This window comes from Serratia sp. LSHTC3, assembly GCF_057197125.1.
In genome coordinates, this window is sequence record NZ_JBXUNP010000001.1 from 796,510 (window position 1) to 821,655 (window position 25,146).

Consider the following 25,146-nt stretch of genomic DNA (forward strand, 5'->3'; position numbering starts at 1 on the left):
CCTTAATATGTAGGGTCGCGCGGCAGGCCGCCGAAGCGCCGATAGTAACCGGCGGCCGGCGCGGGCAGGGCGCCGATGGTGGTCTCCGCCAGCGAGCTGACGTACTCCGTCGCGGCGCGATCGACCTGCTGGTAGAGATTGATGCACAGGTTGCGGGCGATTTGGCCCTCCCACTGCGCGGGCAGCAGCGCGTCCGGCAGCAGCGGATCTTTCAACACCACGCGACGGAAGAAGTGAATCAATAATAGCTTAATCTGGAAACAGCGCAGCGGCGTCAGCGCCGCCGGGTCGACTTCGCGCAGCAGCGCCATCAGCGGCCGGAAAGAGACGATAAACTCATGATAACCGGCCGCCACCTCGCTCAATGACCAGCAGTCGGCCACCAGTTTCTGCAGCGTTTGCTCGGAGCGGTTGTAGGGGTAATCGGCGCGGAAGTAGATCACCTGCTCGCTGGCGTTCAATTCGCCGAGCAGCGCCGTCACGTCGGTTTGCGCATGGGTGGGGGCGGCCATCAGGTTGTTGGCGATCTGCCCGAACCCGAGCCAGCCCAGCTCTTTTTTCAGCCGCGCGCGCGCGTTTTTTTCGGCGCATTCCAGCAGCAGCAGCTCCCATTTGCCGTCCCAGGCGGGCTGCTCGCGCAGATAAATTTTCGATTCGGCGTGGCGGAACTGGCGCATCCCCTGCTCGGTCACGCGGTAGAAGCTGCGGCGGCCGATTTTCTCCACCGCCAGCCACCCCTCTTTCTGCAGGCGGAACACCGAGGTGCGCACGAAACGATCGCCGAAGCCGAAGGCCTCCAGCAGCGCGCTCAGGCTGCCGAGCCACACTTCGCCGCCGCGGTGGCTGAGCGCGTCGCCGTACAGCGAAATGATCAGCGAGGTGCCGCTGATCGGCTGCGCGTCGACGGCGTGGCGAATGAACTCATCCAGTTTATGTTCCATATTTTTCCATGGGTTAGCCTTCGATGAGCCACAACATTAACATAATTTGGGGCGGCGTCATCCGTGACGCCGTGCGCCTCAGCGCGGCCGCAGATCGACCACGCGCTGCGCCTTGCCTTCCGAGCGAGGAATATCGCCGCAGTTGGCGATGCTGACGTCGGTGCTGACGCCCACGATCGATTTGATGTGGTGGCGCAGCTGGTGGCAGATGTCGCAACGCTGCTGGTGGCTGAGGCTGAGCGCCGATTCTTTCAGCTCGACGCGCACCGCCAGCGTGTCCAGGTGCCCGCTGCGGCTGACCTGCAGCTGATAGTGCGGCGACAGCTGCTCGAACTGCATGATCTGCTCTTCCACCTGCGACGGGAAGACGTTGACGCCGCGGATGATCAGCATGTCGTCGGAGCGGCCGGTGATCTTGCCCATGCGGCGCATCTGGCGCGCGTCGCCCGGCAGCAGCCGGGTGAGATCGCGAGTGCGGTAGCGGATCACCGGCAGCGCCTCTTTGGTCAGGGTGGTAAACACCAGTTCGCCGTGCTCGCCGTCCGGCAGGGCGACGCCGGTCTCCGGGCAGATGATCTCCGGCAGGAAGTGGTCTTCCCAGATGGTGGGGCCGCCGCCGCTTTCCAGACACTCCATCGCCACGCCCGGCCCCATCACTTCCGACAGGCCATAGATATCCAGCGCCTTGATGCCCATGCGGGATTCGATTTCGTGGCGCAGGGCTTCGGTCCAGGGTTCGGCGCCGAACACGCCGAGCCGCAGCGAACAGCCGCGCGCGTCGCCGCCCATCTTGCGCTCCAGTTCGTCGATCAGCGTCAGGCAATAGGACGGCGTCACCATGATGATGTCGGGTTTGAAGTCGAGGATCAGCTGCGCCTGGCGTTCCGTCTGCCCGCCGGACATCGGGATCACCGTCGCGCCGAGCCGCTCCGCGCCGTAGTGCGCCCCCAGGCCGCCGGTGAACAGGCCGTAGCCGTAGGCGACGTGCACCTTGTCTTTGGCGGTGGCGCCGCCGGCGCGCAGGCAGCGGGCGACGATATCGGCCCAGTTATCGATGTCGCGCTGGGTGTAGCCCACCACCGTCGGGCGGCCGGTGGTGCCCGAGGAGGCGTGGATGCGCACCACCTGCTCCATCGGCACCGCGAAGGTGTCGAACGGGTAGTTGTCGCGCAGATCCTGCTTGGTGGTGTAGGGGAAGCGCGCCAGATCGCTCAGCTGCTTAAGATCGTCGGGGTGTACGCCCGCCTGATCGAACTTGCGCTTGTACATCGGCACATTGTCGTAGGCGTGGTGCAGCGTCCACTTCAAACGCGCCAACTGCAACACTTCAATCTCATCGCGCGAGGCGAATTCGATCGTTTCGAGGGGCTGTGGATTTATTGTCATGGTTAGCCTCAGGGGTCAGACACGCTCAATGATCATGGCGATGCCTTGGCCGACGCCGATGCACATGGTGCAAAGCGCGTAGCGGCCGGCTCGCCGTTCCAGTTCAAACAGGGCGGCCAGCGCCAGGCGCGCGCCGCTCATGCCCAGCGGATGCCCCAGAGCGATCGCGCCGCCGTTGGGGTTAACCTGCGGGGCATCGTCCGGCAGGCCAAGCTGGCGCATCACCGCCAACGCCTGGGCGGCGAACGCTTCGTTCAGTTCGATGACGTCCATCTGCGCCAGGCTCAGCCCGGCGATCTCCAGCACCTTGCGGGTGGCCGGCAGCGGGCCGATGCCCATCAGCCGCGGCTCCACGCCGCAGGTGGCGGTGGCAACGATGCGCGCGCGCGGCGTCAGCCCCTGGCGCACCGCCATTGCTTCGGAGGCGACGATCAGCGCCGCCGCGCCGTCGTTCAGGCCCGAGGCGTTGCCGGCGGTGACGCTGCCGGGCTGACGGAATGGGGTTTTCAGCGCCTGCAGCTGCTCGAAGGTGGTGTCGGCGCGCGGGTGTTCATCCTGGCTGAACAGGGTGACCACGCCTTTTTTACCGGTGAGGCTGACCGGGGCTATCTCCTGCGCCAGGTGGCCCAGCGCCTGCGCCCGGGCGGCGCGCTGCTGGCTGCGCAGCGCAAAGGCGTCCTGATCGGCGCGGCTGATATTGAACTGCGCCGCGACGTTTTCGGCGGTCTCCGGCATCGAATCGGTGCCGAACTCGGCCTGCATGCGCGGGTTGACGAAGCGCCAGCCGAGGGTGGTGTCGTACAGCTGCGCCTGGCGGCTGAAGGCGCTGTCGGCCTTGCCCATCACCAGCGGCGCGCGGGTCATCGACTCCGCGCCGCCGGCCAGCAGCAGCCCGGCGTCGCCGGCTTTGATGCTGCGCGCCGCCATTGCCAACGCATCCAGGCCCGAACCGCACAGGCGGTTCACCGTGGTGCCGGAAACGCCGACCGGCAATCCGGCCAGCAGCAGCGCCATGCGCGCCAGATTGCGGTTGTCTTCCCCGGCCTGGTTGGCGCAGCCGAGGATCACGTCGTCCAGCTGTGCCCAATCCACCTGCGGATGGCGCTCCAGCAGCACGCGCAGCGGCAGGGCGGCGAGGTCGTCAGCGCGCACCTGCGCCAGCGCGCCGCCGTAGCGGCCGATCGGGGTGCGCACGCCGTCGCAGATAAATGCCTGATTCATGCCTGATCTCCTAAAATGCTGTGGCCAAGGCGGTGCGCGCGGCCGCGAAACCAGGCGACGGTTTTGCCCTGTTGATTGACGATTTCGACGTCATACAGCCCGGTGGCTTTGCCCTGATGGCGCATCTGCGCGCTGGCGGTGAGGCGATCGCCGGCCAGCGCCGGGCGGACGAAGTCGATGCTGCAGCCGGAGGCTACCGCCGCCAACCCCTGGCTGTTGCAGGCGTAGGCGAAGGCGGTGTCCGCCAGGCTGAACAGTTGGCCGCCGTGGCAGGTTTGGTGGCCGTTGAGCATCTGCGGGCCGACGGTCATGCTGACCTGCGCGTACCCGGCGTCGACGGCGTCGATGTGCATCCCCATCGCCTGAGCGCAGGTATCTTGCTGGAACATCTGTTCGGCGCAGCGCTGAGCCAGCGCGCGCGGCGTATTGGCGTTCATCGTTCGGCTCCTGGGAAAGCGGCGGGGGAAGCGTAGCGGCGCAGCAGCGGCATCGGGCGATAGCGCGCTTCGCCGTAATAGCGTTGCAGGTTTTCCAGCGTCGCCAGAATATGGCGCCAGCCGAGCGTGGCGCCCCAGGCCAGCGGGCCGCGCGGATAGTTGACGCCGCGCAGCATCGCCAGATCGGTATCTTCGGCGCCGGCGACGCCTTTGTTCACCACGTCGAGCGCTTCGTTGGCCAGCATGGCCAGGGTGCGCATCGTCAGCAGGCCGGGGTAATCCGGCAACGGGATGACGCGTTTGCCGAGGGACTGCAGCAGACGGATCGCTTTGGCATTGTGTTGCGCGCCGTTTTGCGCCGCGCAGCTGATGGCGATGGCGGAGGCATGCGCATAGTCGGCACAGAGATCGAACAGCACCACAGGCGTTCCACGTTCGTCGGCCAGTTGGCCGGCGGTTTTACCATTGGTTAACATCAGTGTAACGTCGTCGATCGTGAGGTACGGGCTGGTCTGGCCAGGTTGTTTGATCGCCCCCGCATTTTCGATCAACAGTTCCGCTAAAGCGGCCAGAGAAGACCAGTCGCCGTGCAGCGTGACGCGTTGCGGCGGCGCGGCCTGCGCCGGCGGCGCAAAGGCGATCATCTCTGCGGCGGGGCGTTGTGCGTCGTAGCGGTAGAAGCCGCGGCCGGATTTGCGGCCGAGATGTCCGGCGGCCACCAATTCCTGCTGCACCAGTGAGGGGGTGAAGCGCGGATCCTGGTAGAAGGCCTGATACACCGAGTCGGTCACGGCGTAATTGACGTCCTGGCCGATCAGATCGGTCAACTGCAGCGGGCCCATGGCGAAACCGCCGGCGTCGCGCATTACCGCATCCAGGGTGGCGGCGTCGGCCACCCGTTCTTCCAGCGCGCGCAGGGTTTCGGCGTAGAACGGCCGCGCCACGCGGTTGACGATGAATCCCGGCGTCGAACGGCACACGACGCTCTGCTTACCCCAGCGCTGCGCCAGGGCCTGCAGCGCCGCGAGGGTCTCGGCCCCGGTCTCCAGACCGCTGACGATCTCCACCAGCTTCATCAGCGGCGCCGGATTGAAGAAGTGCAGCCCGGCCATGCGCGCCGGGTGTTGCAAGGCGCCGGCGATGGCGGTGATCGACAGCGAGGAGGTATTGCTGGCGAACAGCGCCGTGGGCGAGCAGACCGCTTCCAGATCGCGGAACAGGCTCTGCTTAATCGCCAGATTTTCCGCCACCGCTTCAATTACCAGCGCGCTGTTGGCCAGTTGCTCGAGCGAATCGGCGCGTTCGAGGCGTGCCAGCAGCGCCTCGGTGGCGTTGGCGTCGGCCTTGCCGCCGTCGACCCGCTGGCGCAGGCGGCGAGTGAGTTCATCGATCGCGCGCTGGGCGGCGGCGGGCGCGATATCGAACAGCCGCACCGGGTGACCGGCGGCGGCGGCCACCTGCGCAATGCCGATGCCCATGGTGCCGGCGCCGATCACCGCCACCTGGCCGTTAAGAAGGGACGCGTTCATGGCTATTTCCCGCTGAAGTTTGGCGTGCGTTTGGCGAAGAACGCGCTGACGCCTTCGCGGTAGTCGTCGCTGCGGCCGCCCAATCGCTGCAGATCGCGCTCCAGATCGAGTTGTTGATCGAGGCTGTTGGTGGCCGAACTGTAGATGGCTTTCTTGATTAGCCCCAGACCGTAAGTCGGCTGGGTGGCCAGATGGCGCGCCAGCGTTTGCGTGCGGTCGGCCAATTCATCCGCCGGCACCACCTGCCAGATCATGCCCCACTCCAGCGCCTGTTGGGCGCTGATTTTGTCGCCCAGCATGGCCATGCCCATCGCGCGGGCGTGGCCGGCCAGCCGCGGCAGGAACCAGCTGCCGCCGGAATCCGGCACCAGCCCCAAACGGCAGAACGACTGAATAAAGCTGGCGTTGTCGGCGGCGATGACGATATCGCACGCCAGGGCCAGCGCGGCACCGGCGCCGGCCGCCACACCGTTGACCGCGCATACCACCGGTTTCGGCAGGGCGGTCAGGCGGCGGATCAGGGGGTTGTAGAAACGTTCGACCGACAGGCCGAGATCCGGCGCCTGTTGATCGGCGCTGACGTTGCGATCGTTGAGATCCTGCCCGGCGCAGAAACCGCGCCCGGCGCCGGCGATCAGCAGGCAGCGCACGCTGTCGTCGCGCTCGGCCTGCGTCAGCGCTTCGCTCAGCTGGCGATGCATCTCGTCATTAAAGCTGTTGAGCCGATCCGGCCGGTTGAGGGTCAGCGTCAACACGCCGGCGTCGAGATGGCTGAGAATCAATGCGTTATCCATAAATCAGCGCCCCTGATAGTTTGGCGTACGTTTTTCGAAAAAGGCGGCGATGCCTTCGCGGCGATCGTCGGTGGCGGCCAGGGTGACAAATTGCTGACGCTCCATCGCCAGCCCCTGGCTAAGGCCGATTTCCTCGGCCTGTTTCAGCGCCTGTTTGGCGGCGCGCAGCGCCAGCGGCGCCTGACGGCTGATGCGATCGGCAATCTGCTGCGTGCGCTCCAGCGTCAGGGCATCGACGCACACTTCGCTGATAAGGCCAGAGTGCAGCGCGGTGCGGGCGTCGATGGCTTCGCCGGTCAGCACCATCTGGCTGGCGCGCGACTTGCCGACGCAGCGGATCAGGCGCTGGGTGCCGCCGGCCCCTGGCATCAGGCCGAGGGTGATCTCCGGCAGGCCGAAGCGGGCGCTTTCGCCGCCGATAACGATGTCGCAGGCCAGCGCCAACTCGCAGCCGGCGCCCAGGGCATAGCCGTTCACCGCCGCCAGCAGCGGCTTGCTGAACTGCGCCAGCCGCTGCCACAGCTGCGGACGGCTGTCCGCCAGCGCGGCCGGCAGATCCTGTTGTTGCAGTTCGCGCAGATCGGCCCCGGCGGCGAAGAAGCGCGCCGCGCCGGCGATCACCACGGCGCCCACGCCGCTGTCGGCGTCAGCCTGCTCCAGCCGGGTAACCAGCTGTTCCAGGCACGGCGTGCTCAGGGCGTTGCGCGCCTCCGGGCGATGCAGCGTCAGCGTGACCACGCGGTGTTGCTGCTGATGCAAAATAAAGGGGGTATCCATCGCGGCTCCTAGACGTCGAAGTCCAACACCACGCCGTCTCCTTTCGGCCACGACTGGCAGCTCAATACGTAGCCCGCCGCCAGCTGATCCGGCTCAAGGCTGTAGTTGACGCCCATCTCCACCTGGCCGGCCTTCAGCCGGCATTTGCAGGTGGCGCACACGCCGCCTTTGCAGGCGTAGGGCAGATCGGCGCCCTGGCGCAGCGCGGCATCGAGAATGCTGTCGTCCTGTTCGCCGACCTCGATATCCAATCGGCGGCCGTCGAGCAGGATCGCCACCCGGGTGGCATTGCGATCAACGCTGTGGCGCGGGCGGGCGACCAGGCCGCTGGTGTTGAAACGTTCGCTGTGGATGTGGTTGGCCGGAACGCCGGCCTGTTCCAGCACGGTCTGCGCGTCGTCCATCATCGATTCCGGCCCGCAGATGAAGGCGTGGTCATAGTCGCGGAAATCCAGCAGCGCGCCGCCGATCGCCGCCAGGCGTTCACGGTCGATGCGGCCGCTGAGCAGCGGGCTGTCGAGGCTCTCCTGGCTGAACAGGTACAGCGGCTGAAAACGCTGCGGATAGCGGTTTTTCAGATCCGATAGCGCCTCTTTGAACATCATTGAACGGCTGTTGCGGTTGCCGTAGATCAGGGTGAAGCTGCTGCCCGGCTCAAGCTGCAGCGTCGCCTTGATGATCGACAGCATCGGCGTGATGCCGGAGCCGGCGGCGATCGCCAGATAGTTGCCGCGGCGCTCCGCCTGCGGCTGATAGCCGAAGCGCCCCTGCGGCACCATCACTTCCAGCGCATCGCCGACTTTCAGCATGCGGTTGACGAAGCCGGAGAAACGGCCCTGATCAATCGCTTTTACGCCGATCTGCAGCAGGCCTTCCTGCGGCGAACTGCAGATGGAATAGCAACGCCGCAGCTCTTCGCCGTTGACTAGCGCCTTGAGCGTCAGGTGCTGGCCGGGGGTGTAGCGGTATTGGTTTTGCAGCTCTTCGGGCACCCGCAGGGTGATGGCTACGGCGTCCGGCGTTTCGCGCTCGATGGCGGCGACGTTCAGGCGATGAAAGACCGTCATGGTGTCAGCGCTCCTATATGCATTTGAAATAATCGAACGGTTCCCGGCAGTCGCAGCAGCGGTACAGCGCTTTACAGGCGGTGGAGCCGAACTCGCTGATCTTCTCGCTGTGGGTGCTGCCGCAGCGCGGGCAGGCTACCGGGCCGTGGGCATGCGGCCGATCGCAGGTGTGGCCCTGCGGCGGCGCTACGCCGTATTGCCGCAGCCGTTCGCGGGCGTCGGCGTTCATCCAATCGGTGGTCCAGGCCGGGCTGAGGCGAATGTCCACCTGCACCGGGCTGAAGCCGGCGGCCGTCAGCCGCTGCTCGATGGCGTTGAGCAGAAATTCGGTGGCCGGGCAGCCGGAGTAGGTGGGGGTGAAGGTCACGCGCCAGCCGTTGCCGTCGCGCGCCACGTCGCGCACCATGCCCAAATCGGTGATCGACAGCACCGGCAGCTCGGGATCGCTGATCTGTTGCAGACAGTGCCAAATCTGCGGGATTTCAGCGGGTTGCAAACGAGTGACGTTCATCGCGGCCTCCTACCATTGGCCGTTTGGATAGGCGCGTTGCAGGAACTGCATCTCCGCCAGCAGCGGGCCGAGGTGTTCACTGTGTCGGCCTTGTTTGCCGCCGTGACGGAACGCCTGCTCGGCGGGCAGCGTCAATGTCGCCTGGCGCAGTGTCTCTTCCACCTGCGCTTGCCAGGGAGCCTGCAGCTCGCGCGGATCGACGGCAATGCCCTGTTCCGCCAGCTCAAGCTCCAGCGCGTCGGCGTGGAACAGCTCGGCGGTGAAGCGCCACAGGTTATCCAGCGACTGCTGGATCTTGCGGTGGCTGATGTCGTTGCCGTCGCCGAGGCGGATCATCCAGCCGCGGCTGAAGCGCAGGTGGTAATCGGCCTCCTTCAACGACTTGGCAGCGATGGCGGCGATCTGCGCATCGCCGCTGCGGCTCAACGCCTGGTGCAGCTGCACGTGGTAGACGTCGAGCAGGAACTGGCGCACCAACGTGTCGTTGAAACCGCCGTTCGGCTGCTCCGCCAGCAGCAGGTTATGAAACTGGCGTTCGTCGCGCCCAAAGGCCAGGCTGTCTTCGCTGCAGGGCGGCCCAGCCAGTTCGGCGGCGTAGCCCAGGAAGTTGCGCGCCTGGCCGAGCAGATCGAGCCCGATGTTGGCCAACGCCAGATCGATCTCCAGCTCGGGCGCGTGGCCGCACCAGGCGCACAGGCGCTGGGCGAGGATCAGAGGCGTGTCGCCCTGGCGAAGCAAATAGCTGATGCGCGGATCGTTAACCGTCATGGTCGCCTCTACATGTTCTTGATGCCGTCGGGAATGGTGTAAAACGTCGGATGACGGTAGATCTTGTCTTCAGAAGGATCGAAGAAGGCGCCGCGATCTTCCGGCTGCGAGGCGATCAGATGGCGGGATTGCACCACCCAAATCGAGCAGCCTTCATTACGGCGCGTGTAGGCGTCGCGGGCGTTTTCCAGCGCCATTTGGTCGTCGGCGGCGTGCAGGCTGCCAACGTGGCGATGCGCTAGCCCTTGTTTGCTGCGGATAAACACTTCATACAGCGGCCATTCAACGTGGCTCATGATCTCGGTTCCTTATGTTGGCTATGCGGCGGAAGCAGCGTTTTTCGCGGCGTGGGCCATGGCGCCGTCACGCACCCAGGCGCCGTCTTCCCAGGCGCGGCGTTTGGCCTGCAGGCGTTCGTGGTTGCATTGGCCACGCCCTTTGATCACCTCATGCAGCTCGCTCCAGTCGATCTCGCCGAAGCGATAGTGGCCGGCAGCGGCATCCCAGTGCAGATCCGGATCCGGCGCCGTCATGCCCAGCGCTTCCAGCTGCGGTACGGTGTTGTCGACGAACTTCTGCCGCAGCTCATCGTTGCTGTGACGTTTGATTTTCCACGCCATGCTCTGGGCGCTGTGGGGGGAGTCGGCGTCGCTCGGGCCGAACATCATCAGCACCGGCCACCAGAAGCGATCGATGGCGTCCTGCAGCATGGCGCGCTGCGTGTCGCTGCCGTTGGCCATCGCCATTACCGCCTCGTAGCCCTGGCGCTGGTGGAAGCTCTCCTCTTTGCAGATCTTCACCATCGCCCGCGCATAGGGGCCGTAGGACGCGCGGCACAGCGCCACCTGGTTGACGATGGCGGCGCCGTCGACCAGCCAGCCGATCACGCCGATATCCGCCCAGTTGAGCGTGGGGTAATTGAAGATAGAGGAGTATTTCATCTTGCCGTCGAGCATCTTTTGGTAGATGTCCTGGCGCGAACAGCCGAGGGTCTCGGCGGCGCTGTAGAGGTACAGACCGTGGCCGGCCTCATCCTGCACTTTGGCCAGCAGCACCGCCTTGCGGCGCAGCGTGGGGGCACGCGTCAGCCAGTTGGCTTCCGGCAGCATGCCGATGACTTCCGAGTGGGCGTGTTGGCCGATCTGCCGAATCAGGTTCTGACGATAGGCGTCCGGCATCCAGTCTTTAGCCTCAATGGCGATATCCGCCGCGATCTTGTCGTCGAAATGCTGCTGATACTGTGCGTCAGTTGTCATGCTTGCCTCTTGGTGATTCGTATTTTTCACATTAAATATAAAAATGTGAATCACTTTAACTAACCATAAGGCTACAAACTGATAACAAAAAGATCAAACGAGATTTATGTGGTTTTGCGAGCGCACTCACAGGTGTTTTTGTTAATAATTTGATTTTATTTGATAAAAATAAGCAGTGACTCCGTATTAATGCCAGGGGAAACGGCTTGAAAGCGCTTCTTGTTCTCTTTTTGTTAAAATTGAGTTTGGCGTCGACTGGCATTTATGTGATACGTAATTAAGCTGTATGGTGAAAATTTATGAATTCCGGAGGGCACATGCAGCAGTTACACAGTTATCTTTCTGGCGCCTGGGTGTACGGGCAGGGAGAGGCGCGCGAGATCCGTCACGCCGTAACCGGCGAGGCGCTGTTCCAGGTCTGCTCCGACGGCCTGCCGTTAGCGGCCAGCCTGAGCTATGCCCGCAGCCACGGCGGCCCGGCGCTGGCGCACATGACATTCCAGCAGCGCGCCCAGATGCTGAAAGCGGTGGCGAAACACCTGCTGGCGCATAAAGAGGCGCTGTATCAGATTTCCTATCAAACCGGGGCGACGCGCAGCGACGGCTGGGTCGATATCGAAGGCGGCATCGCCACGCTGTTCGCCTATGCCGGCATGGCCGGCCGCGATCTGCCGGACGATACGCTGTGGCCGGAAGATGAGCTGATCCCGCTGTCGAAGCAGGCGCAGTTCGCCGCCCGCCACGTATTGACCTCGCGCCCCGGCGTGGCGCTGCATATCAACGCCTTCAACTTCCCTTGCTGGGGCATGCTGGAAAAACTGGCGCCGACCTGGCTGGCGGGCATGCCGGCCATCATCAAGCCGGCCACCGCCACCGCGCAGCTGACGCAGGCGATGGTCAGGCTGATCGTCGACAGCGGGCTGGTGCCGGAAGGCGCGCTGCAGTTGGTATGCGGCGGCGTCGGCGACATGTTTGCGCACCTGGATTATCAGGATGCGGTAACGTTCACCGGTTCGGCGCAGACCGGCCAGCGGCTGCGGGCGCATCCGCGCCTGTTGGAAAAATCGATCGCGTTCACCATGGAGGCGGATTCGCTCAACTGCTGCGTGCTGGCGGAAGACGTGACGCCGGAGATGCCGGAATTTGCGCTGTTTATCAAAGAGGTGTGCCGTGAAATGACCGCCAAGGCGGGGCAGAAGTGCACCGCGATCCGCCGCATCATCGTGCCGGCGGCGCAGGTGGCGGCGGTGCGTCAGGCCTTGTTGCAGCGTCTGGCGGGGGTGACGGTGGGCGACCCGCAGCTGGAGCAGGTGCGCATGGGGGCGCTGGTCAGCCACGAGCAGCGTGATGATGTGCAAAGCAAGGTGGAGTTCCTGCTGCGCAACGGCTGCGAACCGCTGTGCGGCGCGTCGTTGGATAAGCTGGAAGTGATGGGCGACGGCGCGCGCGGTGGGGCGTTTTATCCGCCGACCCTGCTGTATTGCGCCGATCCGTTCACCCATCAGGCGGTGCACGGCACTGAGGCCTTCGGCCCGGTGGCGACGCTGATGCCGTATGCGGATACCGAGCAGGCGATCGCGTTGGCGTTGCTGGGGCAGGGCAGCCTGGCGGGATCGCTGGTGACCGCCGATCCGGCAGTGGCCAAGCGCTTTATCCGCGCGGCGGCCTGCGCTCACGGACGTATGCTGATTTTGGATGAGCAGGCGGCGGCGGAATCCACCGGCCACGGTTCGCCGTTGCCGATGCTGGTGCACGGCGGCCCGGGGCGCGCCGGCGGCGGTGAAGAGCTGGGTGGACTGCGCGCGGTGAAGCACTATATGCAGCGCACGGCGATCCAGGGCAGCCCGGCGATGCTGGCGGCCATCGGCGGCGAATGGGTGCGCGGCGCGCCGGTCGCCGAACATCCGGTGCACCCGTTCCGGAAATATTTCGAGCAGCTGCAGCTGGGCGACAGCCTGTTGACCGCGCGCCGCACCGTGACCGAGGCGGATATCGTCAACTTCGCCTGCCTGAGCGGCGACCACTTTTACGCGCACATGGACAAGATCGGCGCCGCCGATTCGCTGTTCGGCGAGCGGGTGGCGCACGGTTACTTTGTGGTGTCCGCTGCGGCCGGGCTGTTTGTCGACGCCGCCGTCGGGCCGGTGATCGCCAACTATGGCATGGAGAATCTGCGTTTTATTGAACCAGTGAAGATCGGCGACACCATTCAGGTGCGGTTAACCTGCAAGAAGAAGATCCGCAAGCCGCAGAAAACCGCCGAAGATCGGCCGCATGGCGTGGTGGTGTGGGATGTGCAGGTGCTGAATCAGGAACAGCAACCGGTGGCGCTCTACAGCATTCTGACGCTGGTGGCGCGCCAGCAAGGGGACTTCGAGGCATAATGCGCGTTTCGCCGCCGCCGGCATCCCGGCGGCGGCGAGCCATTCAGATCAGCGGCTGCCCGCGCAGCTGTTCCAGCACTTTCAGCGGCGAACGCTGCGGATCCTGCATCTTGTTCACCGGCAACAGGAAGGTCTGTTCCAGCATAAACTGGCCGCCCATTGCGGCGTGCGGCGTTTGATCCGAGAAGCAAATCCAGCTGCTGCCCGGTGGGAATTCCAGCGCCAGCTGCGGACCCCGTTGCTGATAATCGCCGTCGGCCTTCATGGCGTCGTGCAACTGCAGCATCAGGTGGTCATAATGGCTGCGGCGGGTCTTGGTGATGCGCACCTGATGCTGCAGCCAGCTGCTGAGGGCGGAGTAGCGTGCGAGGCGCGGCATAAAGCGTGCCGCCAGCTCAGGGAACGGCTCGCCGACGCGCCATTGGCGATGCTCGCCGTGCGGGTTGAGGTTGGTGAAAATGCGCAGAATGCGTTCGCCGTAGTTCGGGCGCGACGGGAAAGCGTCAACGTGCAGGCGGCTGTCGTCTTTGCGCCAGGAACTGGTCGCCCGCCAGGCGGAAACCGGGTGCAAACGCAGGCTGCCGGTCGGGTGGTGCAGCGCCTCCTGATACTCGGGCAACAGCCCGGCGATCAGCTGGCGGCAAGATTGATAATAGCGCTCCAGCAGTTGCTGAACCTGTTGCCGGCGTTCCGCAACGGCGACGCCGCTCAGTTTGCCGGACAGCGGCTGATAGCTGATGTTTTTGCGCTTCGGATCGACCAACGTCGGATCCAGCAGCGGCATTTCCTGTTCAGACAGGGGGAAGGCCAGTTCGGGCAGAAACAGTACCTTGCCCTGTTCCAGTTCGCTGACCGCGCTGGATGCTTCCGCTGTCGCCCATTGTCGCAACGGCAGCGTCAGGACGGCCTGTTCACGCATAATATCGCCAGTAGGCATGAGATCTCCTCGCAAATCTATATCGCTTTATTCCCGTCTTTCAGGTTGCCGCGTGATTGGCTGCACTGGCTTGCGCAGTGGCTGGCTGGAGCGGCGTCAACAGGCCGCTCAATTGCAACGTGAAATTTGTGGGTTCTATTATGGATGTATCAGCAGGGCGCAGTGCGCCGAAGCGTGCGATGGCTTCCTGATATAGAGAATAGTCCTGATAAGGATATCACCGGCAATACCAATGAAAAGTAAACGAGGGCTAAACGGGACTGCGCGTAGGCACGAATAATCAAAAATGGCACGAATTGTCTGTGGAAGGGCGATTTTTTATCTTGTTGAATTTTAATGGAAATAAATATTATGCTTATTATTGGCGTTATTTTATTCAGAGCGCAGGGTAAACCGGGAAAATAATGTTGCGGAGAGGAATTATTTCATTTTGGTTGGTAATAAATCGGGCCGCCAAAATTTGGTGGCCCGATTAATGATTAAGCGCCGTAAATGCAGTTTTTGCCTTTTTTCTTGGCCTGATACAACGCACTGTCCGCCTCATTGATAAAGCTGATCGGCGTATCGTTATACATATGCGGCACTTTGGCGCAGATACCGATGCTGATGGTGACGATGCCGTGCGGGTTGCCCTGATGCGGAATTTTCAGATCGCGCACCGCGTTGATGACGCGTTCGGCGAAAATCAGTGCGCCCTGGACGTCGGTATCCGGCAGGATAATTCCCATCTCTTCGCCGCCGTAACGCGCCAGAACGTCGTTGCTGCGGCACGCCAACCCTTTGAGCGTTTGGCCGATCTGCTGCAGGCATTGGTCACCGGCGACGTGGCCATAGCTGTCGTTGTACTGTTTGAAATAGTCGATATCCAGCATCAGCAGCGCCACGCTGCGGTAGTTGCGCGAAGCCCGTGCCAGCTCGTTCTTCAGCGCGATATCAAACTGGCGGCGGTTGGCCAGCCCGGTCAGGCCGTCCAGCAGCGCCAACTCTTCGAGCATCTGGTTGATGCTGGTCAGCTGATCGCGGGTGCGCATCAGCTCGGCTTCGGTTTGCATGCTGTGCTTGATTTGCCGCAGCAGCACCATGCCCATCGCCAACAGGATCATCAGCAGCGAGAGGCCGCCGACGGCGAACAGGCCGGCGTCGGTGCGCCAGTCCGCCAACGCGTCGCGTTTCGACAGCCCGGCGGCGATCACCAGCGGAAAGCGGTTGACCCGCGAATAGCCGTAGATGCGCTCCACTTTGTCGTACAGCGAGGTGATGGTGGCGTTACCGAATTCCGAATGCGGCAAAATTTCGCTGAACAGCACACCCTTGGCGATGTTTTTACCGATCGACGCCGCCGAGTAAGGGCGGCGGTAAAGGATGGTGCCGTCCGCCAGCAGCAGGTTCAGTGAGGCGTCGGTGTTGAGGGCGAAGCTATCGTAAAACTGGCGGAAATAATCGATGTACAGCGTCGCCAGCACCACGCCGCCAAAGCTGCCGTCCGGGTTGTTGAAACGCCGCGAAACGGGAATGATCAGATCGCCGGTGGTGCGGCTGCGGATCACCTTGCCGATGTACAGGCCGCCGTCGTCGCGGTTTTGATGGTATATGAAGTACTCGCGATCGGCGTTGTTGGCGTTCTTGATGAACTTGCCCGAGGAGGTCGCCAGCCAGCGGCCGCGCGCATCGTAGAGAAACAGCCCATGCAGCTGCGGCAGGTTGCCGACCTGGGTTTGCATCACCCGCTGCAGCCGGGTCAATTGCGATAGCCCCAGTCCGTCGTTCTGGAGACGTTCGGTCAGATCGAGCAGATTGCCGTCCACCTGCATGAAAGTATCGTCGGCATGCTGCGCCAGCGAGCGGGCGAGGTTGGCGGATTCATGCTCGGCGCTGCGCAGATCGCGCTGGTGTGCGTTCCAGATTTGCCAGCTGTTAAAGAGGATCAGCGTGGCGGCAACGATGATGACAAACACGCCGGCCTGAAATAATAATGGGGAGCTTTTAACGCTGCGCGCCGGCACGGCATCCTGTATGGGTTGCTGCTGAGTCATGTCACCCTTGTTGTTTGATTACTATTCAGTTTGAGTTAAGAGCAATCTTATATTTTATGCATAAATGCGCCAGACCTCTAGCCTTTAACGAGGCGATAAGGCGAAAGGTCGATCGCTGCCCGCATCAGCGGCGGTGTGAACACCTCGGAGTGAAAGAGCCATGTCTGATTACATCATTATCGCTTTACTGACGCTGGCGGTGTATTACCCCCTTACGCTGGGAACGCTGGCGGTGATGATGTACTTCGCCTGGCGCCGCCGCCGGTCGCCCTATTGGCGGTTGGGATTGGTGCTGTTGGCGCTGCTGTTCGTGCTGTTCGCCAAGGCGGCGTATGACTGGCACCGCTATGGCTAGCGGCGCCATGCGGGGTTATTCGACGTTGATCATCCAGTTGACGCCGAATTTGTCGGTCAGCATGCCAAAACCTTTGGCCCAGAAGGTGGCTTGGTAAGGCATCGTCACCTGGCCGCCCTGTGCCAGATTGTCGAACAGTTTGCGTCCTTGTTCCGCATCGCTGGGGTTCAGCGACAGCGAGAAACCTTTGTGAGAAGCACCGCCGCTGTCATCCTGCGGACAGCCGTCGGAGGCCATCAGCACGCCTTCGCCGATCAGCAGGCGCGCATGCATGATCGCTTCCGGATTGACGTCCTGCGGTCCGCCTTGCCGGGCTTCTTCGGGCATGTCTTTAAAGCGCATGACCATTTCAACTTTGGCATTCAACTGCTGTACGTAGAAGTTAATCGCTTGCTCACAGTTACCGCTGAAAAACAGATAGGGTTGTACCAGCATGACATTGACCTCGATTATGGCCCGACAGGCAACGACCGGCTCTCGGGCGGACGAAATGATTGCTGGCGGCAATAATTGCCGTCGGTGACTTACTAGTGTAGTTCCCCTGGCGCAGAATGCTTGTGCAAGGTGAGCACGCCTTCGCCGGCGGTGTGACGGGCAAAGGCGCGTGGGGGTCAATACAGCGACGGTTCGCCGGGTGGGCGGGTTTTAAAGCGGCGGTGCAGCCACATGTATTGGTCGGGGGCCAGCAGCACTTGTTCTTCCACCACGCGGTTCATCTTGGCCGCCGCGCGCGTTTCATCATCCAGCGGGAAGTCCGTCAACGGCGGCTGCACGATCAGCTCATAGCCCTGAGCATTTGGCAGGCGGCGCGGCACGAAAGGCACGATCGACGGCCGCCCCATGCGCGCCAGGATAAAGGTGCCGGTGGTCGTGGCGGCATTTTCCACGGCGAAGAACGGTGTGAATACGCTACTTTGCGGCCCATAATCGTGATCCGGCGCGTACCACAGGATTTCGCCCTGTTTCAGGTTGCGGATCATGCCTTTGATATCTTTACGATCGATCATGAATTTATTCGAGCGCAGCCGGCCGCGGGTCTGTACCCATTCCATCAGCTTGTTGTTGTGCGGGCGATGCACACCGATGCCGGGGTTTTGCATGCCGAAAATGCGTGCGCCCAGTTCCAGCGTCAGGAAATGCAGACCGATCAGCAGAACGCCTTTGCCGTCCTGACGCGCCAGCCGCATGTTTTCCATGCCGCTCACCTTGAACCAGCGGGCGATGCGCCAGTCGGGCCAGAACCAGGCCATGCCGACTTCGAACAGGCCCATGCCGACGGACTCAAAATTTTTGACGATCAGCGCCTCGCGCTCGGCGGCGGGCATTGCGGGGAAACAGAGTTCTAAATTGCGGCGCGCTATTTTTACCCGGCGTTTCATTAGGCGCATGGCTATTCTGCCAAGGCCGTGTCCGAGCCGATAAATGAGCGGGTAGGGCAGTAATACCAAGAGATAGAGTATTCCCAGTCCTATCCACAACAACCAATAACGAGGGCGCAAGAATTCGCGCTCAAAGCGTTGGTTATAAAGCATTTTTCCTGTCATTCCTTTTCTTTGCCAATGGGACCTTAACCCAAATTGTCATGAGGAAGATGATAGAATATTTTGTGCTAAACAGAATTTTCCATTAATGCTTTTTTTACGCTTTATTTAAACGCAGGCGAAAAACGAAGCGAAATAGGATTTTTACCGAGGGAGGAGGGGATGTTTTCCGCTATTTCAATCGGCTGGCGAAATTGAAAAATAAAGACACAATTAAGCGCATCGCAAAAGTGACAACGGCTATGTAACCTTAATGAAACAGTAACGCTACGGAACCGTCCCAAGCGGCGGCCAGTGCGTACAGTAGCGCGAGGATCAGGACAAAAGGTGCATTGAACATCGGCGTTTCCTCCCGGAGGATATGTTTAAAGTTTAGCCTTGCAAGATGACAGCGGGATGAAATCAGATCGTTTTTTGTATGGTGAAATTCAGACGGACGGAAATAGGTAAACCGCTGATTTTTTACTATAGTCATAGTGTGAAGTTGTGCGTTTGCCGCCGGAAGCCTCCGCATTGAGCGGCAGCGGGCAGATTGCCCAGAGCAAGATCGCGGAGCGGACGGCGCCTGGCGCGAAACATGTGACGAAATTCTCAGAGGGTTGGTCTGTAAGGATTTGACATGTCATATGAAAATGACGATCTAAACGGTGTTGAGCAACCGAGCGACTACGTGAAAACCACCGCCTGCGAAGTGAGCAGCGGTGTAAAAGCAGCGCTCGAGCAATCATGTGCCTGCCTCAAGGATAACCCTTGGGCGGGGATAGGCGCCGGCGCCGTCGTGGGCCTGGTAATAGGATTTCTGTTAGGCAAAAGGTAATAGGGAGAGTAAAGATGGGCATCATTTCCTGGATCATTTTTGGTTTAATCGCCGGTATCCTGGCCAAGTGGATTATGCCGGGCAAAGACGGCGGCGGCTTTATTGTGACCGTTATATTGGGGATCGTGGGCGCCGTCGTCGGCGGCTATATCAGCACCTTCTTCGGTATGGGCCGCGTTGACGGTTTTAACCTGGGCAGCTTTGTGGTGGCGGTCATCGGTGCCCTGGTGGTGCTTTTTGTCTACAGGAAGATCAAAGGCTAAGCAGCCGTTGCTCAACAGGGTCGCCGCGGCGGCCCTTTTTCGTGAAATCAATCCGGCGGTGCGGCGCGGGCCGTACCCGCTGAAAGGGGAATATCATGGGTCTGCTCGATAGCGTATTGGGTAACATTCTGGGCGGCGGCGCCAACGGTGGTAAAGGTATCGACTACATCGCCATTATGCAGTGGGTCGAGCAACAAGGCGGCCTGCAGGCCATTTTGGACAAGTTCCGTCAGGGGCAGTTCGGCGATATCGTCGGTTCCTGGCTCGGCAATGGCGAAAATCAGCCGATTACCGGCGACCATGTGCAGCAGGCGTTGGGTAGCGACGCCATCAACCAACTGGCTGAAAAGCTGGGCATCGATCCTGCACAGGCGTCCAGCACCATTGCACAGTTCTTGCCAACGGTCGCGGATGCCGCCTCACCAAACGGTGAAGTGCAGCAAGACAGCAACGAGCTGGGCGATATGGTCGGTAAACTGTTCAAATAATGATTAGGCTCCCGGCGTCTGGCCGGGAGCATTCACTCCGCTAATTCCCTCGATCGCCGTCAACGCCTGCTGCAGATGCGCCACCCAGGCGCGCACTTTCTCCGGAATAAAACGTAAAGCGGGATAGACCGCGTGCAGCGCCATGGGCGGGTAGCGGTATTCCGGCAAAACGGGCACCAGCGCCCCCGTCGCCAGCTGCTGGGCGATTAAAGGCCGTTGGGCGCCGCCGATACCGGCTCCAGCCTCAATGGCGGCCAGCAGCGATAGCGTATTGTTGGCGCGGAACGTGGGCCGCAGAGCGACCATCTCGGGGCCGTGCGGCCCGAACAGAGTGAGCGTATCGCCGTCGTTCAAACCGCTGTAACGAATGTGCGCATGTTTAGCCAGCTCCGCCGGCGAACGTGGAGCGCCATACTTGGCCAGGTAGGCCGGTGACGCCACCAGCAGGCGTTGCAGCTCGCCCAAACGTTTAGCCACCATGCCGGGCGCATGCAGTTCACCGAAACGCAGCGCCATGTCGATGCCTTCGCCGATCACGTCGGCGCGACGATCGTCCAGCAGCAGCTCGATGGCGAGGTTCGGATGACGTTGCTGGAAAGCGATGGCCAGCGGCGTGACGTGCAACTGCCCGAACCCGGTCGGGGCATGAATGCGCAGATTGCCCTGTAACTGGTGGTGCTGGCCGTGCAGCGCTTCTTCCGCTTCATCGACCGCCGCCAGAATCGGTTTGAGGCGCTGATAATAACTGCTGCCGGCATCGGTCAGGGTGACCGCCCGGGTGCTGCGAAACAGCAGTTGTGCCCCCAGTTGCTGCTCCAGACCGGCGATTTGCTGACTGACCGCCGGCTGCGTCAAACGCAGATCGCGAGCGGCGGCCGAGAGGCTGCCCAGCTCCGTCACCCGCATAAAGGTTTTCATTGCGTTCAGCTTATCCATGTCGATCTTGCCTATAGATTTTTCTTATAAGTGTTAGTGGAAGGTCTCTTCTACCGCAAGTATTACTAATCAATGACACTCAGGGTATCGACAACCTGAGGAGTGGCAAGATGGATACAAAGCGACAGGCATTGGTGATCGGCGCCAATGGCGTGATTGGGCGCCGATTGATTGAGGAGCTGACCGGTCAGGGCTGGCAAGTGGTGGGCGTCTCGCGCCGGGGGGGACAATCGGCGCCGGGGGTGCGCCACCTTCAGGTTGATCTGCTGGATGCGGCGGCGACGCGCGACGCGCTGCGGCCGCTGAGCGCGATTAGTCACGTTTTCTATGCCGCCTATCAGGATGCGCCGGACTGGGCGGGGCTGGTGGCGCCGAACCTGCAGATGTTGCAACACGTTGTCGAAGGGCTGGAGCCGATCGCGCCGGCGTTGGAGCACATCAGTTTGATGCAGGGTTATAAGGTGTATGGCGCGCATTTGGGGCCGTTTAAAACGCCGGCGCGCGAAAGCGATGCCGGGCATATGCCGCCGGAGTTTAACGTGGCGCAGCAGCAGTATCTGGCGCAGCGGCAGGCCGGCAAACGCTGGCGTTGGAGCGCCATCCGTCCAAGCGTGGTGGGGGGCTTCTCCCTCGGCAACCCGATGAATCTGGCGTTAAGCATCGCGGTTTACGCGTCGATCAGCAAAGCGCTCGGGCTGCCGTTGCGCTTCCCGGGTAAACCGGGCGCTTACCACAGCCTGCTGGAAATGACCGACGCCGGGCTGTTGGCGCGCGCCACGCTGTGGGCGGCGACCGAACCTGCGGCGGCCAATCAGGCGTTTAATATCAACAACGGCGATCTGTTTCGCTGGAGCGAGATGTGGCCGAAAATCGCCGCTTACTTTGGGCTGGAATGCGCGCCGCCGCTGCCGATGTCGCTGGAGATCATGATGACGGACAAAGCGTCGCTGTGGCGGGAGCTGGCGCAGCGGCACCAATTGGCCGAACCGGACTATCGCGCGGTGGCCGGCTGGCGTTTCGCCGATTTCGTCTTTTCCTGGGACTATGACATGTTCGCGGATGGCAGCAAGGCGCGGCGCTTCGGTTTCCACCAGTTTGTCGAAACCGAAGTCATGTTTTTCTCACTGTTCGATGAGTTCCGCCGCCACGGCATCATTCCCTGAACGTGGCATTGGTTTCCCCGCAGCACCGGCCGCGGGGAATGGGCTCAGAACGTCAGCATGATCTTGCCGATGTGCTCGCTGGACTCCATCAGCGTATGCGCGGCGGCGGCTTGCTCAAGCGGGAAGGTTTTAAAAATTTGCGGTTTCAGCACGCCACGCTCCAGCAGCGGCCAAACCTTTTCGCGCAGATCGGCGGCAATCTGCGCTTTGTCCGCCACGCTGCGCGAGCGTAGCGTCGACCCGGTATGGGTCAGACGTTTCAACAGCAGCGGCATCAGATTGAGCTCTTTCACCACGCCGTTTTGCGTGCCGATTTGCACGATGCGGCCTTCCATCGCTGCGGCCTGATAGTTTTTGGCGACATAATCGCCGGCGATCAGGTCGACGATGACGTCGGCGCCTTTACCGTTGGTGGCGTCTTTGGTGCGTGCGACAAAGTCTTCGCTGCGGTAATTAATCGCCACGTCGGCGCCCAGCGCCAGGCTGGCCTGACGTTTCTCTTCGGAGCCGACGGTGGTGATCACCTGGGCGCAGAAGGCCTTCGCCAGCATGGTGGCGACCGTGCCGATACCGGAGGTGCCGCCATGGATCAACACGGTTTCGCCGGCTTTGAGATGACCGCGCTGGAACACGTTGACCCAGACGGTAAAGAAGGTTTCCGGCAGCGCGGCGGCCTCGGTCAGGCTCAGCCCCGCCGGCACCGGCAACGCATTGCTTTCATGCACGGTGCAGTATTCCGCATAGCCACCGCCGGCGATAAGGGCGCAAACCCGATCGCCGAGCGCGAAGTGGGTCACGCCTTCACCGATGGCCACCACTTCGCCGGCAATTTCCAGGCCGGGGATATCCGAGGCGCCTGGCGGCGGCGCATAGTTCCCCTGGCGCTGCAGCACGTCGGGGCGGTTAACGCCGGCGGCGGCGATTTTCACCAGCAGTTCGCCCGCTTGCGGAGCGGGCACCGGGCGTTCGGTAACGACCAGAACGTCGGGAGCGCCCGGTTCGCTGATTTCAATCGCTTTCATCGTGCCGGGCAGCGCTGCATTTGTTGACATGGTTACTCTCCTCATCGTGGCGGACGTGGTTATCAGGCGAAACGTCCGCAATAAAGTCTGCTGTTAGCTTAGCGAAATCGAATGAGGCGCGCGTGGTTGAATAGAGCGGTTTTGCGAGGAAGAGGCGAAGCCGCCGCGATGGGCGGCAGGGCATTAATCGTTAGGCGGGATGCGGAACCCTTTTAACGAGACGATGAAGTGTTCTTTTCCTTTGGAGATTTTGGCGCCTTTATCGCACCACAGGCTGGCAAGCTGGAAGAAGTCGTCGCTGCCGATATCGTAAGCCAGTTCGATTTTCTTGGCGGTGCCGGCGCGGATGAGTTTTTCTGCTTCCTGATGGTTTGCAGCTTTAATTATGGTCATGGGCGAAATCCTTGGTGTTAAGCCAGAGCGGATAAACGCGAATCATCATATGGCCATAATGTGACAATTTTGTGATGAAAGCATGACGGCCCGCGAAGGCGCGGCGCGCGATGTGCCGGGCCTTCGCGGTGAAAGCGCGTTGTCGGTTACCGATCGTGCGGGCGGACGAGTGTGCTTTTTTTCTGAGATTTTAAATGCTTGTAGAGGGCGAAGCCCGCAATGCCGGCCAAGACGGCCAGGAGGGCAAGGGATCCTGTGGCCATGAACGTTACCTCCGAATAAGAATGGCAAGGAGGCGTATTTGTGACATTCATCACTTTGTGGGGCAATGAGAGCAATCTGTAATCGGAAGACGCTTTGAGGGATAGGCAAAAAAAAAGCGCCTATAGGGAGGCGCATAAAGATTTGCAACACAGCTTGTTGTGTTCAACACCAGGAGGAGTGGTGAACTGAGGCATATTCTATGCAGCGGCAAAGGAGGCTGATATAGGCATTACTCCGAAAGCGCCACTACCACTCATACCCCAACTGAATGTTGTAATCGGGATCCTTATTGGTGGAATAGGGATCAGACTGGCGGCGGCGATCGGTTTTCTTCACCGGGCCTTCATACGCGGGATAAGGTTTGGCGCGCGGTTTGCTGCAGCCAGGATGATCGCACTCAATATCGACGCGAAAACCGCTTTTATCTCTCGCCTCTGTCCAGGCAATCGGCGGTTTTCCCGTTTTGGGGGCCGGCCCTGAGGGGGCAGGCGGCTTGGGCGCGGGAATCATGCTGGGGTCGGGGGCTTGATAATTGAGCTCCAGTGCACTCTGCGGAGCGCTGTAAGCGGCAAAGGCCAGCAGGGCGGCGGCACTGACAGCCGGTAATGTAAGCCATCTCGGCATGGTGAATCTCCCTGAATGATTTCGTCAGGCAACTATAAAACAGCAGAACGAGAATTACTATCATTTGCCTTGGGCGTTACGGGCGAGCCAGGCGGCGGCCCTATCGGCAGACAGGGTCAAATCCTGTGCGTTTAGCCGAGATTAGCGTCCCATCGCGGCGAAAAAGGTTGCTATTGCCGCTCGCTCATGAGTTAATGATGTCGGCCTGTGGTACAGACCTATTTATGCACGACATTTTGAGTAAAGTAGTTCAAATTTAAAGCGTTATCCCGGATAGCCCTTCTCTGACGAATTTCCTTTCCAGTGCCTCCATAAGTAACTGATGACCGGCTACCTCGCCCATGGCGGCTTACATTTATTATTGAAGGAAATTAGACATGTCTAACATGATCAAAGGTCAAGTGAAGTGGTTCAACGAAGCTAAAGGTTTTGGTTTCATCACCCCAGCAGACGGCAGCAAAGACGTATTCGTACACTTCTCTGCTATCCAGGATCAAGGCTTCAAGACCCTGGCTGAAGGCCAGAACGTACAGTTCTCTATCGAGAACGGTGCGAAAGGTCCATCTGCGGCTAACGTTACCGCTATCTAATTGGCGTTTCCCGCTGATTGAAAAGAACCCGCTGCGGCGGGTTTTTTTATGCCTGCAATTTGGCAGCGCGCAAAAAAAAGCCCGCAAGTCTGCGGGCAAAAGTTCCTTGTTACTTCTTCATTTGCGAGCGCTTCTCTGGGGGGGAAACGCCTGAAGACAGGCTACGCGAGGCCGGCTTAAGATTCTGCGGCCAAACCGTTAAGAAAGTGAAAATCCAGGCGGCTGCTACGCTGATAGCAGAGGCCGGCAGGGCTGGAGCGGTGTCCATCGCCTCCGGTTTTGTAATACACTGACGGCAATCGTAAATAAGGGAGAAGGGTATGCAAGTTAACGATCGAGTGACGGTAAAAACAGACGGCGGCCCGCGGCGTGAAGGCGTCATTCTGGCCGTAGAGGTGTTCAACGAAGGCACCATGTACCTGGTTTCTCTTGACGACTACCCGGCGGGCGTATGGTTTTTTAATGAGATCGACAGCCGTGACGGCACGTTTGTGGAGCCCTGTCGCGAGCACGGGCAGTAACTTAGGCTAATCTCATTAATTTGCTAATGAAATTGTCCATTTTGAGATTATTTCATTGCGGTAAGATTTTTTTTATCGACGGCAAAAAAATACCCGTTGCGCTAGCGGGGGATAACGCAACAGGTATT

Annotated in this window: 28 protein-coding genes; 8 read left to right on the top strand and 20 right to left on the bottom strand. The window is 61.2% G+C overall.

Translation table 11 applies throughout. The features are described from left to right. Positions 1–2 precede the first annotated feature (2 nt). The 12 genes from paaX to paaA all read right to left on the bottom strand — a co-directional run bounded on the left by paaX (position 3) and on the right by paaA (position 10,687). Entirely contained in the window at positions 3–941 is a 939-nt protein-coding gene (gene paaX / locus AC2CGI_RS03770) for a phenylacetic acid degradation operon negative regulatory protein PaaX (RefSeq protein WP_076740701.1), read from the bottom strand. A gap of 78 nt (positions 942–1,019) precedes the next feature. Further along, positions 1,020–2,327 (bottom strand): phenylacetate--CoA ligase PaaK, encoded by a 1,308-nt coding sequence (gene paaK / locus AC2CGI_RS03775; protein WP_076740702.1) that lies wholly within the window; start codon positions 2,325–2,327, stop codon positions 1,020–1,022. A 15-nt stretch (positions 2,328–2,342) separates the two neighbouring features. Then, positions 2,343–3,548, bottom strand: a complete 1,206-nt coding sequence (pcaF, locus tag AC2CGI_RS03780) for a 3-oxoadipyl-CoA thiolase (protein ID WP_021505792.1) — start codon at positions 3,546–3,548, stop codon at positions 2,343–2,345. Further along, positions 3,545–3,985 carry a hydroxyphenylacetyl-CoA thioesterase PaaI gene (paaI, locus tag AC2CGI_RS03785; RefSeq protein ID WP_015378355.1) on the bottom strand — a complete coding sequence of 147 codons (441 nt, stop codon included), beginning with the start codon at positions 3,983–3,985 and terminating at the stop codon, positions 3,545–3,547. Before paaI ends, pcaF begins: the two co-directional genes overlap by 4 nt. Further along, entirely contained in the window at positions 3,982–5,514 is a 1,533-nt protein-coding gene (locus AC2CGI_RS03790) for a 3-hydroxyacyl-CoA dehydrogenase (RefSeq protein ID WP_076740703.1), read from the bottom strand. Before AC2CGI_RS03790 ends, paaI begins: the two co-directional genes overlap by 4 nt. A 2-nt stretch (positions 5,515–5,516) precedes the next feature. After that, entirely contained in the window at positions 5,517–6,308 is a 792-nt protein-coding gene (paaG, locus tag AC2CGI_RS03795; RefSeq protein ID WP_004935188.1) for a 2-(1,2-epoxy-1,2-dihydrophenyl)acetyl-CoA isomerase PaaG, read from the bottom strand. Between the two features lie 3 nt (positions 6,309–6,311). Beyond that, on the bottom strand, positions 6,312–7,085 hold the full coding sequence (paaF, locus tag AC2CGI_RS03800) for a 2,3-dehydroadipyl-CoA hydratase PaaF (protein WP_015378352.1): 774 nt from the start codon (positions 7,083–7,085) through the stop codon (positions 6,312–6,314). 8 nt (positions 7,086–7,093) lie between these two features. Further along, a complete protein-coding gene (gene paaE, locus AC2CGI_RS03805) occupies positions 7,094–8,152 on the bottom strand; it encodes a 1,2-phenylacetyl-CoA epoxidase subunit PaaE (protein WP_021505789.1) in 1,059 nt (352 codons plus the stop codon). A gap of 13 nt (positions 8,153–8,165) precedes the next feature. After that, positions 8,166–8,663: a 1,2-phenylacetyl-CoA epoxidase subunit PaaD gene (paaD, locus tag AC2CGI_RS03810; protein ID WP_015378350.1), complete on the bottom strand. Its 498-nt coding sequence runs from the start codon at positions 8,661–8,663 to the stop codon at positions 8,166–8,168. 9 nt (positions 8,664–8,672) lie between these two features. Next, positions 8,673–9,431, bottom strand: a complete 759-nt coding sequence (gene paaC, locus AC2CGI_RS03815) for a 1,2-phenylacetyl-CoA epoxidase subunit PaaC (protein ID WP_015378349.1) — start codon at positions 9,429–9,431, stop codon at positions 8,673–8,675. Between the two features lie 8 nt (positions 9,432–9,439). Next, complete coding sequence (gene paaB, locus AC2CGI_RS03820; protein ID WP_004935173.1) at positions 9,440–9,727, bottom strand: 1,2-phenylacetyl-CoA epoxidase subunit PaaB; 288 nt, start codon at positions 9,725–9,727, stop codon at positions 9,440–9,442. Between the two features lie 21 nt (positions 9,728–9,748). Next, the gene (gene paaA / locus AC2CGI_RS03825; protein WP_015378348.1) at positions 9,749–10,687 is read right to left on the bottom strand and encodes a 1,2-phenylacetyl-CoA epoxidase subunit PaaA; all 939 of its coding nucleotides are present in this window, start codon (positions 10,685–10,687) and stop codon (positions 9,749–9,751) included. Between the two features lie 317 nt (positions 10,688–11,004). Here paaA and paaZ point away from each other — a divergent pair, with 317 nt between their 5' ends. Then, positions 11,005–13,071 carry a phenylacetic acid degradation bifunctional protein PaaZ gene (gene paaZ, locus AC2CGI_RS03830; protein ID WP_075685129.1) on the top strand — a complete coding sequence of 689 codons (2,067 nt, stop codon included), beginning with the start codon at positions 11,005–11,007 and terminating at the stop codon, positions 13,069–13,071. A 43-nt stretch (positions 13,072–13,114) separates the two neighbouring features. Here the strand turns inward: paaZ and kdoO are convergent, their stop codons facing one another. Together kdoO and AC2CGI_RS03840 are read right to left on the bottom strand one after the other, a co-directional pair. Further along, positions 13,115–14,008: a Kdo hydroxylase KdoO gene (gene kdoO, locus AC2CGI_RS03835; protein ID WP_076740704.1), complete on the bottom strand. Its 894-nt coding sequence runs from the start codon at positions 14,006–14,008 to the stop codon at positions 13,115–13,117. A 479-nt stretch (positions 14,009–14,487) separates the two neighbouring features. Next, positions 14,488–16,041, bottom strand: a complete 1,554-nt coding sequence (locus AC2CGI_RS03840) for a sensor domain-containing diguanylate cyclase (RefSeq protein WP_130054804.1) — start codon at positions 16,039–16,041, stop codon at positions 14,488–14,490. Between the two features lie 160 nt (positions 16,042–16,201). Here AC2CGI_RS03840 and AC2CGI_RS03845 point away from each other — a divergent pair, with 160 nt between their 5' ends. After that, positions 16,202–16,396 (top strand): hypothetical protein, encoded by a 195-nt coding sequence (locus AC2CGI_RS03845; protein ID WP_015378344.1) that lies wholly within the window; start codon positions 16,202–16,204, stop codon positions 16,394–16,396. Positions 16,397–16,411: 15 nt separating this feature from the next. On the opposite strand, the gene yjdN is transcribed toward AC2CGI_RS03845, so the two are convergent. Next, entirely contained in the window at positions 16,412–16,831 is a 420-nt protein-coding gene (gene yjdN, locus AC2CGI_RS03850) for a VOC family metalloprotein YjdN (RefSeq protein WP_015378343.1), read from the bottom strand. A gap of 176 nt (positions 16,832–17,007) precedes the next feature. After that, complete coding sequence (locus AC2CGI_RS03855; RefSeq protein ID WP_076740706.1) at positions 17,008–17,928, bottom strand: Kdo(2)-lipid IV(A) acyltransferase; 921 nt, start codon at positions 17,926–17,928, stop codon at positions 17,008–17,010. A 628-nt stretch (positions 17,929–18,556) separates the two neighbouring features. Here AC2CGI_RS03855 and AC2CGI_RS03860 point away from each other — a divergent pair. The 3 genes from AC2CGI_RS03860 to AC2CGI_RS03870 all read left to right on the top strand — a co-directional run bounded on the left by AC2CGI_RS03860 (position 18,557) and on the right by AC2CGI_RS03870 (position 19,505). Further along, on the top strand, positions 18,557–18,754 hold the full coding sequence (locus tag AC2CGI_RS03860) for a glycine zipper domain-containing protein (RefSeq protein WP_004935148.1): 198 nt from the start codon (positions 18,557–18,559) through the stop codon (positions 18,752–18,754). A gap of 14 nt (positions 18,755–18,768) precedes the next feature. Continuing rightward, positions 18,769–19,017, top strand: a complete 249-nt coding sequence (locus tag AC2CGI_RS03865; protein WP_004935146.1) for a GlsB/YeaQ/YmgE family stress response membrane protein — start codon at positions 18,769–18,771, stop codon at positions 19,015–19,017. 95 nt (positions 19,018–19,112) lie between these two features. Then, positions 19,113–19,505, top strand: a complete 393-nt coding sequence (locus AC2CGI_RS03870) for a YidB family protein (RefSeq protein ID WP_076740707.1) — start codon at positions 19,113–19,115, stop codon at positions 19,503–19,505. A 3-nt stretch (positions 19,506–19,508) separates the two neighbouring features. Here the strand turns inward: AC2CGI_RS03870 and AC2CGI_RS03875 are convergent, their stop codons facing one another. Further along, positions 19,509–20,441 carry a LysR family transcriptional regulator gene (locus AC2CGI_RS03875; RefSeq protein ID WP_076740708.1) on the bottom strand — a complete coding sequence of 311 codons (933 nt, stop codon included), beginning with the start codon at positions 20,439–20,441 and terminating at the stop codon, positions 19,509–19,511. 110 nt (positions 20,442–20,551) lie between these two features. Between AC2CGI_RS03875 and AC2CGI_RS03880 the strand changes: the two genes are divergently transcribed. Beyond that, on the top strand, positions 20,552–21,604 hold the full coding sequence (locus AC2CGI_RS03880; protein ID WP_076740709.1) for an SDR family oxidoreductase: 1,053 nt from the start codon (positions 20,552–20,554) through the stop codon (positions 21,602–21,604). Positions 21,605–21,648: 44 nt separating this feature from the next. Here the strand turns inward: AC2CGI_RS03880 and AC2CGI_RS03885 are convergent, their stop codons facing one another. From AC2CGI_RS03885 to AC2CGI_RS03895, 3 genes are all read right to left on the bottom strand, one after another. Beyond that, complete coding sequence (locus tag AC2CGI_RS03885; RefSeq protein WP_015378338.1) at positions 21,649–22,656, bottom strand: NAD(P)H-quinone oxidoreductase; 1,008 nt, start codon at positions 22,654–22,656, stop codon at positions 21,649–21,651. 153 nt (positions 22,657–22,809) lie between these two features. Continuing rightward, positions 22,810–23,019 carry a hypothetical protein gene (locus AC2CGI_RS03890; protein ID WP_004935132.1) on the bottom strand — a complete coding sequence of 70 codons (210 nt, stop codon included), beginning with the start codon at positions 23,017–23,019 and terminating at the stop codon, positions 22,810–22,812. Positions 23,020–23,529: 510 nt separating this feature from the next. Beyond that, on the bottom strand, positions 23,530–23,907 hold the full coding sequence (locus AC2CGI_RS03895) for a hypothetical protein (protein WP_015378337.1): 378 nt from the start codon (positions 23,905–23,907) through the stop codon (positions 23,530–23,532). Positions 23,908–24,284: 377 nt separating this feature from the next. Between AC2CGI_RS03895 and cspE the strand changes: the two genes are divergently transcribed. Together cspE and dsrB are read left to right on the top strand one after the other, a co-directional pair. Then, positions 24,285–24,497, top strand: a complete 213-nt coding sequence (gene cspE, locus AC2CGI_RS03900; protein ID WP_004935122.1) for a transcription antiterminator/RNA stability regulator CspE — start codon at positions 24,285–24,287, stop codon at positions 24,495–24,497. 320 nt (positions 24,498–24,817) lie between these two features. Further along, the gene (gene dsrB, locus AC2CGI_RS03905; RefSeq protein ID WP_004935117.1) at positions 24,818–25,018 is read left to right on the top strand and encodes a protein DsrB; all 201 of its coding nucleotides are present in this window, start codon (positions 24,818–24,820) and stop codon (positions 25,016–25,018) included. Positions 25,019–25,146: the final 128 nt, after the last annotated feature.

What these genes read in the sequence shown, in the direction of transcription:
- paaF (WP_015378352.1), bottom strand. Translation starts at nt 7,085, where the DNA reads ATGGATACCCCCTTTATTTTGCATCAGCAGCAACACCGCGTGGTCACG.
- AC2CGI_RS03875 (WP_076740708.1), bottom strand. Translation starts at nt 20,441, where the DNA reads ATGGATAAGCTGAACGCAATGAAAACCTTTATGCGGGTGACGGAGCTG.
- paaX (WP_076740701.1), bottom strand. Translation starts at nt 941, where the DNA reads ATGGAACATAAACTGGATGAGTTCATTCGCCACGCCGTCGACGCGCAG.
- AC2CGI_RS03845 (WP_015378344.1), top strand. Translation starts at nt 16,202, where the DNA reads ATGTCTGATTACATCATTATCGCTTTACTGACGCTGGCGGTGTATTAC.
- AC2CGI_RS03865 (WP_004935146.1), top strand. Translation starts at nt 18,769, where the DNA reads ATGGGCATCATTTCCTGGATCATTTTTGGTTTAATCGCCGGTATCCTG.
- AC2CGI_RS03840 (WP_130054804.1), bottom strand. Translation starts at nt 16,041, where the DNA reads ATGACTCAGCAGCAACCCATACAGGATGCCGTGCCGGCGCGCAGCGTT.
- AC2CGI_RS03860 (WP_004935148.1), top strand. Translation starts at nt 18,557, where the DNA reads ATGTCATATGAAAATGACGATCTAAACGGTGTTGAGCAACCGAGCGAC.
- AC2CGI_RS03790 (WP_076740703.1), bottom strand. Translation starts at nt 5,514, where the DNA reads ATGAACGCGTCCCTTCTTAACGGCCAGGTGGCGGTGATCGGCGCCGGC.
- paaZ (WP_075685129.1), top strand. Translation starts at nt 11,005, where the DNA reads ATGCAGCAGTTACACAGTTATCTTTCTGGCGCCTGGGTGTACGGGCAG.
- dsrB (WP_004935117.1), top strand. Translation starts at nt 24,818, where the DNA reads ATGCAAGTTAACGATCGAGTGACGGTAAAAACAGACGGCGGCCCGCGG.
- paaI (WP_015378355.1), bottom strand. Translation starts at nt 3,985, where the DNA reads ATGAACGCCAATACGCCGCGCGCGCTGGCTCAGCGCTGCGCCGAACAG.
- paaB (WP_004935173.1), bottom strand. Translation starts at nt 9,727, where the DNA reads ATGAGCCACGTTGAATGGCCGCTGTATGAAGTGTTTATCCGCAGCAAA.
- AC2CGI_RS03855 (WP_076740706.1), bottom strand. Translation starts at nt 17,928, where the DNA reads ATGCTTTATAACCAACGCTTTGAGCGCGAATTCTTGCGCCCTCGTTAT.
- AC2CGI_RS03870 (WP_076740707.1), top strand. Translation starts at nt 19,113, where the DNA reads ATGGGTCTGCTCGATAGCGTATTGGGTAACATTCTGGGCGGCGGCGCC.
- paaK (WP_076740702.1), bottom strand. Translation starts at nt 2,327, where the DNA reads ATGACAATAAATCCACAGCCCCTCGAAACGATCGAATTCGCCTCGCGC.
- cspE (WP_004935122.1), top strand. Translation starts at nt 24,285, where the DNA reads ATGTCTAACATGATCAAAGGTCAAGTGAAGTGGTTCAACGAAGCTAAA.
- AC2CGI_RS03895 (WP_015378337.1), bottom strand. Translation starts at nt 23,907, where the DNA reads ATGCCGAGATGGCTTACATTACCGGCTGTCAGTGCCGCCGCCCTGCTG.
- AC2CGI_RS03885 (WP_015378338.1), bottom strand. Translation starts at nt 22,656, where the DNA reads ATGTCAACAAATGCAGCGCTGCCCGGCACGATGAAAGCGATTGAAATC.
- paaD (WP_015378350.1), bottom strand. Translation starts at nt 8,663, where the DNA reads ATGAACGTCACTCGTTTGCAACCCGCTGAAATCCCGCAGATTTGGCAC.
- AC2CGI_RS03890 (WP_004935132.1), bottom strand. Translation starts at nt 23,019, where the DNA reads ATGACCATAATTAAAGCTGCAAACCATCAGGAAGCAGAAAAACTCATC.
- paaG (WP_004935188.1), bottom strand. Translation starts at nt 6,308, where the DNA reads ATGGATAACGCATTGATTCTCAGCCATCTCGACGCCGGCGTGTTGACG.
- AC2CGI_RS03880 (WP_076740709.1), top strand. Translation starts at nt 20,552, where the DNA reads ATGGATACAAAGCGACAGGCATTGGTGATCGGCGCCAATGGCGTGATT.
- pcaF (WP_021505792.1), bottom strand. Translation starts at nt 3,548, where the DNA reads ATGAATCAGGCATTTATCTGCGACGGCGTGCGCACCCCGATCGGCCGC.
- paaC (WP_015378349.1), bottom strand. Translation starts at nt 9,431, where the DNA reads ATGACGGTTAACGATCCGCGCATCAGCTATTTGCTTCGCCAGGGCGAC.
- paaA (WP_015378348.1), bottom strand. Translation starts at nt 10,687, where the DNA reads ATGACAACTGACGCACAGTATCAGCAGCATTTCGACGACAAGATCGCG.
- yjdN (WP_015378343.1), bottom strand. Translation starts at nt 16,831, where the DNA reads ATGCTGGTACAACCCTATCTGTTTTTCAGCGGTAACTGTGAGCAAGCG.
- paaE (WP_021505789.1), bottom strand. Translation starts at nt 8,152, where the DNA reads ATGACGGTCTTTCATCGCCTGAACGTCGCCGCCATCGAGCGCGAAACG.
- kdoO (WP_076740704.1), bottom strand. Translation starts at nt 14,008, where the DNA reads ATGCCTACTGGCGATATTATGCGTGAACAGGCCGTCCTGACGCTGCCG.